This window comes from Flavobacteriales bacterium (genome assembly GCA_016699575.1).
Lineage (GTDB): Bacteria > Bacteroidota > Bacteroidia > Flavobacteriales_F > PHOS-HE28 > PHOS-HE28.
In genome coordinates this window covers 306,760-320,200 of the sequence record CP064979.1, presented here as the reverse complement: position 1 = coordinate 320,200, position 13,441 = coordinate 306,760, and the positions used below count along the sequence as shown (strand labels likewise).

At 56.0% G+C, this 13,441-nt stretch carries 9 protein-coding genes and 1 tRNA gene; 8 read left to right on the top strand and 2 right to left on the bottom strand.

The features are described 5' to 3' along the window. Window positions 1–123 precede the first annotated feature (123 nt). Window positions 124–1,257, top strand: coding sequence for a hypothetical protein (locus tag IPJ76_01440; protein QQR86916.1), 1,134 nt, complete (start codon window positions 124–126; stop codon window positions 1,255–1,257). A gap of 531 nt (window positions 1,258–1,788) precedes the next feature. Here IPJ76_01440 and IPJ76_01435 read toward each other — a convergent pair. Next, window positions 1,789–2,448, bottom strand: a complete 660-nt coding sequence (locus IPJ76_01435) for a hypothetical protein (protein ID QQR86915.1) — start codon at window positions 2,446–2,448, stop codon at window positions 1,789–1,791. A gap of 84 nt (window positions 2,449–2,532) precedes the next feature. Between IPJ76_01435 and IPJ76_01430 the strand changes: the two genes are divergently transcribed. After that, on the top strand, window positions 2,533–3,165 hold the full coding sequence (locus tag IPJ76_01430) for a hypothetical protein (GenBank protein QQR86914.1): 633 nt from the start codon (window positions 2,533–2,535) through the stop codon (window positions 3,163–3,165). Between the two features lie 226 nt (window positions 3,166–3,391). On the opposite strand, the gene IPJ76_01425 is transcribed toward IPJ76_01430, so the two are convergent. After that, the gene (locus IPJ76_01425) at window positions 3,392–4,822 is read right to left on the bottom strand and encodes a site-specific integrase (protein ID QQR86913.1); all 1,431 of its coding nucleotides are present in this window, start codon (window positions 4,820–4,822) and stop codon (window positions 3,392–3,394) included. A gap of 106 nt (window positions 4,823–4,928) precedes the next feature. Here IPJ76_01425 and IPJ76_01420 point away from each other — a divergent pair. From IPJ76_01420 to IPJ76_01395, 6 genes are all read left to right on the top strand, one after another. After that, window positions 4,929–5,011: transfer RNA gene (locus IPJ76_01420), tRNA-OTHER, on the top strand. A 181-nt stretch (window positions 5,012–5,192) separates the two neighbouring features. Continuing rightward, window positions 5,193–5,441 carry a GIY-YIG nuclease family protein gene (locus tag IPJ76_01415; protein ID QQR86912.1) on the top strand — a complete coding sequence of 83 codons (249 nt, stop codon included), beginning with the start codon at window positions 5,193–5,195 and terminating at the stop codon, window positions 5,439–5,441. Between the two features lie 36 nt (window positions 5,442–5,477). Beyond that, window positions 5,478–5,966: a DinB family protein gene (locus tag IPJ76_01410; protein ID QQR86911.1), complete on the top strand. Its 489-nt coding sequence runs from the start codon at window positions 5,478–5,480 to the stop codon at window positions 5,964–5,966. A gap of 208 nt (window positions 5,967–6,174) precedes the next feature. Continuing rightward, window positions 6,175–10,434: a hypothetical protein gene (locus IPJ76_01405; protein ID QQR86910.1), complete on the top strand. Its 4,260-nt coding sequence runs from the start codon at window positions 6,175–6,177 to the stop codon at window positions 10,432–10,434. Beyond that, a complete protein-coding gene (locus tag IPJ76_01400) occupies window positions 10,431–11,939 on the top strand; it encodes a hypothetical protein (GenBank protein ID QQR86909.1) in 1,509 nt (502 codons plus the stop codon). The genes IPJ76_01405 and IPJ76_01400 overlap by 4 nt, the downstream gene beginning before the upstream one ends. Beyond that, the gene (locus tag IPJ76_01395; protein ID QQR86908.1) at window positions 11,936–13,396 is read left to right on the top strand and encodes a T9SS type A sorting domain-containing protein; all 1,461 of its coding nucleotides are present in this window, start codon (window positions 11,936–11,938) and stop codon (window positions 13,394–13,396) included. The genes IPJ76_01400 and IPJ76_01395 overlap by 4 nt, the downstream gene beginning before the upstream one ends. The last annotated feature ends 45 nt before the right edge of the window (window positions 13,397–13,441 follow it).

Genomic DNA, 13,441 nt, shown 5'->3' with positions numbered 1-13,441 from the left:
TGGGTTGTTTGAATTCGTGACGAGGCAAACGTAGATGGGTGGGCATGTCCAAACTTTTGGACACTTGAGCAGGCGAGCCTGATTGCGCCGTCGGCACACCATAGACGACCTACTTTTGGACGTATGAAGAAGGAATGGGTCAATCCCTATCTGTTCCTGCTCCTAAAGAGGATGCTGGACTACGAGTTCTTCGGGATGGGGCATGAGCCGACTCGAAACAAGATTGCAGCGGCCATCTATACTCGCCACAAGTCGGGAAAGCACAAGGACACTGTCTATCGGGTTGGAGCAAAGGATCATGACCCGTACGCAGGAAGTCTGGCAGAAAGGATACATAAGTACCTGCTGCAACCCAAGGGCTTCGCGTTCTCTAGGGCGATGCTCGACCACATGGTCAAGGAGGTGACGGTGATTGATAACCAGGAATCTTGGGACGACTTTGCGAAGAAATATGGAGCTGATTCAATTGCTATCGTTGCAGCCCGAAAATATGAGGGCAAAATCAAGCTGACTGACAGTGAATACCAGGAAGTGCTGAGTCAAGCGAACAGGAAGCTGTACAAGCTACATTTTTTCAGGAAGCGGCTGGATCTTCCAAACAAGCATGAGATCATGTTTCACGACGAGACACGCGGCAACGTTATCAGGACGGCAAGCGCGTCAGAGATTGCGGAGATTGAACTGTTGGCAAGGCGTGTCTATCCATGCCCAATAAATGGATTCGATGTCAAGAAGCCTTGGCATGACAAGAATCCGTGCGTATTCTATATCTACAGGGATGACGAAGACCTATGGGCAAACATCAATTTGCTTCCGCTCAAAAGAAATTTTTATAATGCATTGAAGAATGGAGAAATATATGAGAACAGGATTACAGCAGATGACATTTATTCATTGGAGGAGAAGAGCTCCGTGAACTGGATTTATATCGAAGGCTTGGCATGCACCGTCCAAGATGTACTGCCGAAGTTAGCGTCAGCTTTCAAGATGATGGTTGCCAGCCTTGCTGATCTCAAAGAGAATTTAGTGATCTGTGCTATTGGAGGGTCAGCTGAGGGTGACACGCTGATGAAGAGGTGTGGGTTCCAAAGAACTGGATGGGCTGTCGATCCTAAAGACGGCGTACGCTACGAGTTCTTGGAGATATCTTGGAAGAGCTTGGAAGTCCGGCTTGACAAGGTTGTTTCCGGGTTTGAATCGATTTACAGCAAGGAGAAGTTAACCGCTGTTGGTGCCAAGCCTCAGAATAAGCATTGACAAATCACTGGAATATGGTACAATCTATGGGAACGACTAGTTTATGCCGATAGAGTATAGGAGATGTGGTATATGATTCCATACGATTTGTTTTCGGGATTGCAGCGAGAAAGACTTTTTGAGAATTACACGAATGATGATGATGCATCTCCAGTCGCACAGCTAGAAATCAAGAGTGCGAATTTGATCTATCTTGTGAATGGACTTGACATGTTCGGGCAAAGAGTAGCTCGTGGTATATCCAATCGACGTATGATACCTCATTTTGTTGATCTGCAGAGATTAATTCGAGAAGCTGCCCTGAATAATGACGAGATTGCGAATGACTTACGCTTCTATGCGCCCTGTCCATTGTCCGAGTGTCTTGCGGTTGCAAAGGATGCAGGTATTCCCACCGGGGACGCTGCTTCATATGCTGCACTCAAGGGGATTTGGGCGACATTGCAGGGCAGAGCCCACGATCTACAGTTGAGAAGAACGCCCTGATGTGACCGCGCTCATTTAGCCACCGCTGCATTAGACAGGTAAATTCTATGAGGATCTCCTTCCCATGAGTGGTGATTGATTGGCGGCTGGTGCGCCGTGGTCGAGATAGGATTTGCGGTAGGCGATAATGGTGAAGGCCCGGTAGTCAAAGGGTGTTACCTCGGGGATGTTAGCCCACGGGTGCATGTACATGGCCTGCCTGACCATCATCTCCGCTTGCAGGGAATAGACCAATTCGGGCACCTCGCCGAAGAACGCGGCAACCTTGTCCGTTACGCGGTTCTTGTAGTCAGTGAGCGTGTTGCTGTAGCGGCGGTATTCTTCCGTCGTAAGGTTCCGCTTCCCGATCCAGCCTAACTTGTTCATGTCGTCGTTGCGGATATGGGTGATGTGTGTCACAAGTTCGCGCTGATAGTCCTTGTCGGAGATCATGCCGACAGCGTGCTGCTCGATCAACGTGCGGACGAACACCTCATGCGGGATGATGATGTTCGGATGTGGCAGGTAACCCAGCATCTGGGCAATCGCATCCTTGGCGCGTTGCTCGTGCTGTGGATAGACCCCAACACAGGTCACGATATCCGACCAGCCAAGAGCGATGGCCAGACCATACTCGTTCTCGGCCTCTTCGCGTGTGGTGTCCCCTTTGTAGTGCGCATCGAGAATGCGGCGGTCTTCGAGATCGTCTTCCATGCTGTAGGTCATGCTTGGCTACCTCGGAGGTGCGGAATGGTGAAAGTGGTTATCAGGATAGCATAACTTCATCCCCGGATCAAGCACAAAAGAGCAATGAGCCTTTCGCCTCAGGAGGTGGCTGTAAACCAGCATCTGGCCGATGCACGAGACAGGATCACTGTCCTGGAATGGCAACTCAACAACCTGCCAGCCGACAAGGGGCCAGAACTGAAGCCATCAGGCGGGTCGGTCGCAACGCACACACGGGGTGAGCGCAAACTGGAACTGGAGAAGCAGATTGCCGAGGTAAAAGAGGCGATGTTGAAGAACGTGGAACGCGAGCTCGCAGGTGCCCCTCCGGATTTGCGTGAGCGATCCAATCTCGCCGTTGACAACATGCTCTACGGCGACCAGAAGCACGAAGCAGAAAAGGACGTTGATGCCTCGCAGGCTCATGCCAGCTCTCTCCGAAGGGCGTATCGAGAGCGGATTACGGATCGGCCATTGGCTAAAGGAGAACGCAAAACCCTAGATCAATCCCAGCGCCACGCATACCGCACGCGCTACCAGCAGGACGCACCAGAGCCTGAGAAAGCAGTTGCGGGAAAAGAAGAAAGGGGCAACGTGAAGGATCTTGATGCATCACAAGAACGCGCGTACAGACTGCGCTACAAAGACGACCCTGTGAAGACATTGGATAAGCGTGAGATCAAAGACAAGGATTCAATTGAACCGGACAAGGACTAAGGTTCGCTCAACCCACGCGCAAGACCCAAGGCCGTTGCTCACCTCTTTCCGCAGTCGCTCGTTCCGCCTTCGGCTGCACTCCGCTTCCTTGTCAATCGGTCAGCAACGACCCGCACACGCACCACGCGGATCGCTCCGAGACGTAGCGTCCACGTCGTGCGTTGATCCTGCGCGCAGTCAACAGCACACCGTAAACACTTGGTGCGAAACAGTCGGTAGGCAATTGTTAGAGTACCTCTGATCCTTCGCTGACGGCGACCGGCTGGAAGGTGGGCTGATCAGGGAGGGAGACACGCGCACGTTGAGGCTTCCGTTTGTCGGTAGGCTCGTTGGTCGCCAACGCCCACAGTTTCTGTTGCGCGTCGTCAAGCACACGGTAACGGTGCGCGGGTGCATAGTGCTTCAACATCCCTGCATTCGCCCTGCCCTGAAGTTCATTGATCACGTCTGGAGCGATCCCTAGGTTCTTCAGCATCGTGGCAGATGTGTACCGAGCAGTCTTTGTGGTGACGTGACTTTCGATACCGAGCCCTTGCGCAACTTTCACCAGCCGGTCATTGATCATCCGGATCGCTTGTTGGATGGCAAACTTGCGCTGCTTTGGTGTGCGATACTGTGGCCCCAAGATGGGCAACAGGTAATGTCCATCTCCCTTGTAACGCTCAAGGATCTCGGCCATCGCCGGTGTGATCTTCAGGCTCACCTCGATCGCCTCTTGTTGAGTGCGCCGCGACTTCATGCGCCGATAGTGGATGCGTCCCACGCGCACATTCTCCTTGGTCAGTGCTGCCAGATCTGCCATGTTCGGGCCGCACATGGCAATGAGCAAGCGGTACACATCCACCGCCCAAGCTGAACGTGGTTCTTCTGGACGAGCGTTGAGGAGTTTTGCGGTTTCCTCTTCGACTAATGGCTGTGGTGCGAGATCACCTTGGTAGTTGGACACTTTCAGCCCACCGGGGTTCCACACGTTCTTGAAAGGGATGTCATCGAAGCTGATAATGCGTTCAGCACGAGCACGGTAGAGAACGGCTCGCAACTGGCGCAGGCGCATACCCGCCGAGGCCTCGTTGTTGCCCCTGGCGATCATAAAGGTGGCCCAAGCTTTCACCCCTGCGATCGATGCCACATCAGAGTATGGCATACGCGTCTTGGTCGTTCGGGCTTTCACCTTGTCCCCTTTGCACTGAAACAGCCGGAGGGAATTCATGGCATCGCGATAAGCGCTCGCGGTGCCAACGCGCCCATCCTTCTCCATCTCGTTGATGATGGTGTTGAACATCGCGAATACATCTGTCCTGGACTGCTCATGAGCCCGGCGCTGGTCGTCGCTGAGCAGCAGTTCACTTTTGAACCGCTCATGGTCAAAGGCTTGACCCAAGGCGAGCATACGGGCGATGATCTCGCGACCCCGCACTTCAAAGTGCTGGATAATGTCGTTGATGCGCTTGCGTTCCTTGTGCGCACGAGTCACGCGACGGTCCTCATCGTCCCATTGGGTCGAGGCGACCGCAGGGCGTGGATCTCCAGCCAGAATGCGGGGCAGGCTGATCCGCTTAACTTCCCCGGCGACCGATGTCATGGCCATAATGGGGTGAGTGCCATCCCCAAGGGTCTTGCCCTTGAAGAGCTGGATGGAGAAGTTGACGGGTTGCATGGCGGTGTCAAACAGGTGTCAAAGAAAAGGCTTGAAACAGCAACTTGATGAGGTGAACCGCAAGCGTTGATAAATATGGCTTCCTGGAGCGTTTGAGGGCATTGCAGGAGAAATGAAGACTGAAGCAATGTTGTCTCGAAAACAGATGTGCCCGCAAGGGTACCGGGGGTTCGAATCCCTCCCTCTCCGCCTTCGCCCGCCGAAGCGCCTTTTCGGCCTCAAGCGAAAAGGTGCGAAGGCGGGCCGCTGTGGTCCGCACTTCCCTCTTGCGTGCACCTCGGCGTGCTTCGGCGGACGCTGTCCGCATCCTCGCTCAGCGTTCCTTCGCCTTCCTGAAGGCGCTGATACCATCACTTTTGATAGCGTTACCATGGCTTCAGAACATCATTGTGTCTACATCCTGAAATGCTCGAACGGCAAGCACTACACAGGTTGCACTTCGGACCTGAAAGACCGCATGGCCCGGCACCAAGCCGGTGCGGTGCCGGCCACGTCCAAGTTGCTTCCGGTGGAACTCATGTGGTGCTGCCGGTTCAACGACAAGTACAAAGCCTTCACCTTTGAGCGCTACTTGAAGTCCGGCTCTGGTAGGGCCTTCTCACTCCACCACCTCTTATGACCGGGTATTCCCGATGCCCCCAAACAAACCATGCCCATGCCCACCGAAGCCCAGGTCCTCGCTCACATGATGGACCGCTCCCGCGAGTACACGCTGTCCTACTTCAATATGTTGAAGGACAAAGACCTGCACAAGCGCTTCGTGTGTGAGGGCAAGGAGCTGAACTCTGCCTATTGGCTCATCGCCCACCTTGCCACCACGGAGAACGGCCTTTTGCTGCGCAGCACAGGCGGTGAGTTCATCAAGTTCTCATGGGCCAAGAACTTCACTCTCGGAGGAGCCGGGTTGCCGCCGTCAGAATGTCCACCGTTCGCCGAGGTGTTCGATGTCTTCAACACGGTGCACTCCAAAGCGATCGCGCATGTGCGTACGCTGGATGAGGTGGCGCTGAGCGCCCCCAACCCCACGGGTTTGCCGTTCGGGCCGCAGATACGCGATGTGATCACGCATGCCATCCGCCACGAAAGCAGCCACACCGGCCACCTCGGGTGGTTGTGCAAGCTGCACGGGGTGAAAACGATGTGAGGCAGTTGCCACCTGACCGGTATAGACTTCCCCAAAAAATACCCTGAATTGGGTATTGTGGAATTCCGACTGAATGCTTCCCTTCGTGATACGGGTCCACCTAACGCCCGCAAGCCCATGAAGACGTGTTCCTTTCTCCGAGCCGTGTTGGTGCTTTCCATCTGTATCCCCCCCCCCGATCGGGTGGAGTTCGCTCAATACTGAAGGGGTGGCGCAGCAGCCGCTGTGGTTCAATGGCAACCAAGTGCTCGATTTCGGCGACGTGCTCAATAACGGCATCGTGCAGAGCGCGGCCCCGCAATGCCCCGATGCAGCCGTGAACGATGCGTTCGAGTACCAAGGGCAAACGGCACAATACCACCAGAACGTGCAGTTCGACGAGAACGGTGAGCTGCTGTTCTTCATCGTGGACGGGAACCTCTACAACAAGGACGGCTACCTGCTCGCCGATGATGAAGACGGAGTGCTCGACGATGGGAACTGCCAAGTGTGTTTACCGAAGCAGGCCGCCGAGGTGCACTTCATCCCCGTTCCTGGGCATTGCTCCAAGTTCTATGTCGCTTCGCCCCAAGTGTTCGACCATGCCTTGGGTGGCACCGACGGTGGTATGACCATAGGCGTTCTTGATCTTGCTCTGCCCAACGACCTGGAACTTGGAGGGAGCGCCCACTATGCGGCCGTAGGAAAACCGATAATGGGGCGCTTCTGGAGCGAGGATGACTACTACAATGGCCCGTTCGAGATGGACAACGGTGCCATCACGGCCATGGGTGGCAATATGATCTACGGTAATGGTCCAACAGGCTACCTCTTCTATTATGGGTTGTCGTACACAGGACTAGGGATCGACCACATGCGCTCGGAGGTCATCGACCTTGCCAATGACGATCGTTATCTGATGGGCTTGGATACTTGGAACTCGATCAGTTTGGTCCTTTTCTCCGCTTCTGGTCCCCGAAGGGTGCTCGATCTGGACAAGATCGAAGGAGGACAGAACGGTCAAGTTACGATCTGGGATTTCAGGGACGGTGATCAGTCCGACCGGGGTGAGTTGGATATGCACCAGAACGGAACTCAATTGCGCATGGCCTACACCTCGGCTTGGGCCACGAGCCCGCCACCCGAGAAGCATGTGGCCGTGTACGTCATCGATTTCGATATCGCGGGACTTTCGGCGGCGCTGCCAACAGCAGCGTTCAATTACGTTGCCCCCGGTTTGCCCGGTTGGAACCCCAGGTTGTACGAAGTAGGTCACATTGAACCGGGCATGGTTCCCGAGGATGTCTTCGGTAACCCCATCACCGAACACCGCACGAGTGGTCTTGAGTTCTCTCCGAATGGGCAATATCTCTGGTTCCTAAAGTCCGATCACGAGGAGTACGGCGGGGCTCCCAGTTCAGCCCTCGGCTATTTCGATGTTACAGCCCCACCGGGTGGTTTGCCCCAGTTCATCCCCATCGGGCCCGATGCCGTGAGCCAGGGCCTGTTCAATTCGCGGTTGGAGATCAACGAAGGCCCCAATGGCGGCCCACCTGCTTTGTACATGGTAAGTGCAGATGCCAACGGCAACCACTACCTCAGCGCATTCAGCAACCCCGACGACCCGGCCAACGGCGTGTGGATGCCCAACCTGCAGCAGCTCGGCTCTGTGGCCACTTATGATGTGGGAGCCGACCCCGTTGAGTACCGCATGGTGAACAAACACATCACCCAGTTCGCCACGCCCGGTCTGTGGAGCGGCGGCTTGTGCTGCGACGAACGCGCCCAGTACTACGACCGCAGTTGGAGCATACCGCCGGGCAACTACAACTGGCAACCCGGCAACAACCTGTTCTGCGATGCAGGTTCAGAGATCTTCGTCAACGGCGAATTCCGCGTGCAGACCGATGCACACATCAACGTGCAAGGACTCACCTTCCGTTTCGGCCCCCAAGCCAAGCTCATCATCGAACCCGGCGCCTCCTTCACCGCCGTTGGTTGTACGCTTACCACCGCGTGCCCCGGCTATATGTGGCAGGGCGTTGAAGTGCAGGGCATCTTCAACCAGCACCAGTTCGGCGGGGCGCACGCCGACCATCAAGGCGAGTTCATCCTGCAGAACACCCTTGTGGAAAAGGCCGATATCGGAGCGCTCACCGGCCAGCGTGTTGGTGTGGGTTTCAACGGCCTCAAGAGCGGCGGTGTCATCATCTGCAGCAACAGCGTCTTTAAGAACTGCAAGACCGGCGTGCGCTTCCTGCCCTACCAAGGCATCAATACACAAGGCACCCAAACACAGCGCAACCGCAGCCGCTTCACCAGCACTACCTTCAGCGTGGATAGCGACTATCCCGTGGCCTTCGATTTCAAGCACCACGCCAACCTCTGGTACGTTGACGGCATCCCCTTCCTGGGCTGCACCTTCAGTAACCTGCGCACCACCGAAACCAACAGCCACCAACTGGGCATGGGCATCTACAGCCTCGATGCGCACTACGAGGTGCGCGAGAAATGCAACGTCATCATCCAGCAAGGGCAGGAATGCCCTGTGGGCAGCTACACCCCCAGCAGCTTCAGCGGCTTGGACCATGGCGTACACGCCCTCACCAGCCTTACCACCCGCGCCTTCGTGGTGGACCGTAGCACCTTCAGCGCCAACGTGTGCGGGGTGTTCGCCAGCGGGGTGGTGGGCGCGCGCATCACACGCAATTCGTTCGAGCTGGGTGGCAGCGTCGCGCAAATGCCGTTGACCAATCCGGATGAGCAATACTGGTTCGACTTCCACCGAGGGGTTTACACGTACAAGTGCTACGGCTTCCGGATCGAGGACAACACTCTCCTACAGAACGGCGCTTACATGGCTACTGAAGGCATTGTGGTGGGTTACAGCGGCGACCACAACGATGTGGTTCGGCGCAACTCTGCGAGTGGACTTGAGCGGGCGTTCATAGGCGAAGGAATTTGCGCTGACACGTACAATGGGCAGTCGAACTTCATTGGCTTCCAGATGCTCTGCAACACGAACTCCGGTAATCTTCGGGACTTCTGGGACAGGAAAGTGACTTCTGATCCTGACCCGGATGCACAGGACTTCCACAGCATCCGCACACTCCAAGGTGCACTGAATGCCCCTGGAGCCAATGTGTTCGACCAAACCTGCATCGACCCGCAGGGGGATTACATGCGCACCAGCGAGTACGCCGTGTTGAACTACATCTACGGGCAAACCCTGGATGATGACCCGCTCTGTTTCACCATCCCCTTGGTCAACAAGCAACTGGCAACAGCATTGTCCAATGCGCCTTGTCCTCCTGGTAATTATCGCCCAAGGGGCTTGCGGGATCAGGCCGAGGCTGATCAAGTGAAAGGTGAAATTGTTGCCGAGAAGTTGGCTTATGGCAACACTCGGTACCTCTACGGCCAACTCATTGATGGTGGAAGCACAGATGAAGTCGTTCACGAGATCATCACAACTTGGCCAAACCAAGCCTGGGATCTTCGCGACTACCTGTTGGCCAAGAGCCCATACCTGAGCACGGAAGTCCTTCGCGAAATGGTGGAGCGGAACATCATGCCTGCAGCCATGGTGGCTGAGGTACTTATTGCCAACCCGGAAGCAACGCAGCAGGACAGGTTTGTACAATGGATGCAAGAGGAAAGTGGCCACCCGCTGCCCGCCTACCTGCTTACCGCGGTTTACGCCAGTTGGGATGAGCGTACCTATCGCTTCACGGTAGAAGCCACCATGGCCCAGCATCACGCGGCAATGACGCAGCATGCGAACGCTCTCATCGACTACTGGAGGAATGACACCACCTATGAAGATGTGGACAGTTTGAGGGCTGTTTGGCAGCAGGTAAGGACCAAAGCAGGCCGCTATGCGGAAGCGTTGACCTATGTACAGCAAGGACAGTTTGCACAAGCCACCGCTGTGATCGAGGGTATAGTGGTGGAGCACGAGTTGCGTACACCCGAGGCGATGGAGCGCCAACGCATGCTCGACATCATTGCACTGTTGGAAGGCGTTGCACTCGACGGGCGGACAACTGCGGACCTTGCTGTACAGGAGCAGGATCAATTGGAAAGCATGATCTCCGATGCGCACGACCGCCCGGCTGTGTGGGCCAGCAACCTCCTTTGTTTTGCTTACGACCGCTGCCGTGCGCCGTTGACCGGCGGTAACGAAGCCTCGCTCAGATCGTTGTACGAGGTAGCCCATGAGGCTGCAGAGAGCGGTCCATCATTGACCCTTCAGCCAAACCCGGCGTCGAATTGGCTTGCGTGCACATACCGTGTCACATCAGCGGTTGGTACCCCACAACTCCTCATCCGCGACATGACCGGCCGGATCGTGGATCAGTTGACAGCTGGCGGTCCCGAGGGTCAAGTGATCTGGGATGCTCGCGCGGTTCCTGCGGGCGCCTACCAAGTAGAGTTGGTCGATGGTAACAAAGTGGTGGCCGTGCAACGGGCCATCCTGCAACCATGAGAATGAATGCGTTTGCGGGTGCTTTCTCCTGTATGGTGGCCTTGGCCACCATACAGGGAAAAGCCCAGCAGCCCTTCGACCTGGATACAACCTTCAGAGCTGCGATGGTCGCATCCGGGGGAAACTATCCACTTGGGGTGAACAGTCTGCTTGTGCTCCCGGATGGTGATTTGATCCTGTCCGGACAGCTCAGATTTCCTTGGGACCCAAATTGGATTGCGCCCCGTTCGGGTTGTCGTCTGAACAGCGACGGCACACGCGATCTGGACTTTGCCTCGTACCCATTAATGGGCGGGGTTGTGAAAGCGTGGAATGATCGGATGTACGTGCGCAACGGCCAAGGGCTTCGACGATTATGGTTGGACGGTCAATTGGATGCCCTTTTTGATATGGCCGGGGCACCGTACTTCTCTGCCGGAGTCGGTGGTGACTTCCATGTATTCGCTGATGGCCGTGTCTTGATCACCGGATCGCATGACTTACAGGACAGCATCCATGGTTATGTAGGAACATACGAACTGGTTTGGTTCAGTAACACTGGCTATTTGGATACCACTGCAGTGCACCGCAACTGTGATGGCGAGGTAATCCGTATTGAGGAGCAGCCGGACGGAAAATTCCTGAGCAGTTGCATCTGCACTGTGTATGAAGGTTCATCGGTCGGTCGCTTGTTTCGCGTTGAGGCCGATGGCGCACTGGACCCTAGCTTCCAAACGGACTTTGTTTGGGGGCACGCCAAGGACTTCACGGTGCTGGCCGATGGCCGAGTTCTGGCCTCCGGTTTTATGCGGCGCAACGGCGAGACGGATACCCTGCACATTGTCCGTTTGATGCCTGATGGATCCATGGACCCGACCTTCAACAGCACCTTGGATGTGCGTGATCTCCAACTCAATTTCCTGAGCGACTACATTTCAGTCTTCCATACAACGTTGCCCGATGGCAGGATAGTGATCCACGGCAACTTCGATCGCGTGAACGGAGAGGTACGCCGAGGCATAGCCATGTTGGATAGCAATGGGTACCTGCTCAGTGATCCGTTTTCCGGAACCGGGTGCGGCGACTACGACGATGGGACCTTTCCCAACTCGCATTCTACCATTTCCATGGCTCAAGACCCCATCGGCAACTGGTACATCTACGGCAGCTACGCTGGTTACGACGACGGCACCACCAACGACCCCCAGCAGCGCTTTGTGAGCAGGCTGCATGGGCTTAACGTGGGGGTGGAGGAGTTGGATCCAGAGCCTTTGGGAAGCTTGACCCTTCAGCCAAACCCGGCGTCGAATTGGCTTGCGTGCACATACCGTGTCACGTCAGCGGGTGGTAATCCACAACTCCTCATCCGCGACATGACCGGCCGGATCGTGGATCAGTTGACAGCTAGCGGTCCCGAGGGTCAAGTGATCTGGGATGCTCGCGCGGTTCCTGCGGGCGCCTACCAAGTAGAGTTGATCGATGGTAACAAAGTGGTGGCCGTGCAACGGGCCATCCTCCAGCCATGAGAACGAATGCGTTTGCGGGTGCTTTCTCCTGCATGGTGGCCTTGGCCACCATGCAGGGAAAAGCCCAGCAGCCGTTCGATCTGGATACCACGTTCCGAGCGACGATCACAAAGAAGAACGTCAACTCGCTCCTGGTCATGGACGATGGCAAAGTGGTGGTTTCAGGAAGGATCTACTTTCCTGGGGACCCGCCTTGGGATGAAAAGGCTGGGGCGCGTCTGAACCTTGACGGGTCACGTGACTTGACGTTCAATACCTACGCCCAAATGGGCGGAAAACTGACACGTTGGAATGATAGGATCTACGCGCAGAACGGCAATGGCGTGAGGCGCCTGATGTTGGATGGAATCCTGGACAACAACTTCATACCATTGAATCTGGGTCCATATTTCAGCACCGGCCAAGGCGGCGACTACCATGTGTACCCCGACGGACGGGTGCTGCTCGCCGGATGGCACAGCCTCCAAGACACCATCAGGGGTTTCACGGGGCTGCATAGTTTGGTGTGGATGAGCAACACGGGGTATTTGGATACCACACGCACGCACCGTGTTGGAAACAACGCCATATACACCATCAAGGAGCAGCCAGATGGCAAATTCCTGTGCAGCGGGCTTTGCACCGTGTACGACGGGCAGCCCGTGGGGAGCGTGTTCCGCGTGGAAGCTGATGGGGCGTTGGACACGACGTTCCTTCCCGACCTCCCTTATGGAATGGCGTTCAGTTTTACGGTCTTGGGGGATGGGCGTGTGATCGCATCTGGTTATTTCCTCCCCAGCGGTAGCACAGACACACTGAAGCTTATCCGTTTGATGCCGGACGGGGCACTTGATGCAACTTTCAACAATGACCTGTCCGCCCCGCGAGAGACCTTTGGTGCGTACTCTCCAATGTGGCACACGCGACTTACGGATGGCCGTATTGTCATCCATGGCCAGTTCTATGAGGTTGAAGATCAAGTACGCAACGGAGTCGCCTTGTTGGATGCCGATGGCAACTTGCAGAGTGATGCGTTCTTCGGTGAGGGTTGTGGTGACTACAATGATGGTTTCTCAGTGCTTCACGCCTCGGTGGGCATGGTGCCCGACGCGATCGGCAACTGGTACCTCTATGGCGCATACGTTGGCTACGACGACGGCACCACCAACGACACCCAGCAGCGCTTTGTAAGCAGGCTGCACGGGCTTAATGTGGGGGTGGAGGAGCGGGAGCTGCCACTACAGTTGCAGGTGTACCCCAACCCAAGCTACGGCCAAATGCAAGTGCAACTGCCGGGGGGCGTGCAACGCGCAACGTTGCGTGTGCTGGATGCGCAAGGGCGGCTGGTGCAGGAGCAGGAGGTGCAGAACAATACGCACACGCTGGACTTGCGTGGCCAAGCGCCGGGCATATATGCGGTGCGGGTGCGCACGGAGCAGGGTAGAGTTGGGCATGCGTTGGTGGTGGTGGAGCAGTGAGAAAGTTGCCTGCCAGCATGGCGCCGCAAGCCTTTTGGATAAGCC

Coding starts and splice junctions, on each gene's coding strand:
- IPJ76_01430 (QQR86914.1), top strand. CDS start 2,533: ATGAGCCTTTCGCCTCAGGAGGTGGCTGTAAACCAGCATCTGGCCGAT.
- IPJ76_01410 (QQR86911.1), top strand. CDS start 5,478: ATGCCCACCGAAGCCCAGGTCCTCGCTCACATGATGGACCGCTCCCGC.
- IPJ76_01415 (QQR86912.1), top strand. CDS start 5,193: ATGGCTTCAGAACATCATTGTGTCTACATCCTGAAATGCTCGAACGGC.
- IPJ76_01425 (QQR86913.1), bottom strand. CDS start 4,822: ATGCAACCCGTCAACTTCTCCATCCAGCTCTTCAAGGGCAAGACCCTT.
- IPJ76_01435 (QQR86915.1), bottom strand. CDS start 2,448: ATGACCTACAGCATGGAAGACGATCTCGAAGACCGCCGCATTCTCGAT.
- IPJ76_01440 (QQR86916.1), top strand. CDS start 124: ATGAAGAAGGAATGGGTCAATCCCTATCTGTTCCTGCTCCTAAAGAGG.
- IPJ76_01400 (QQR86909.1), top strand. CDS start 10,431: ATGAGAATGAATGCGTTTGCGGGTGCTTTCTCCTGTATGGTGGCCTTG.
- IPJ76_01395 (QQR86908.1), top strand. CDS start 11,936: ATGAGAACGAATGCGTTTGCGGGTGCTTTCTCCTGCATGGTGGCCTTG.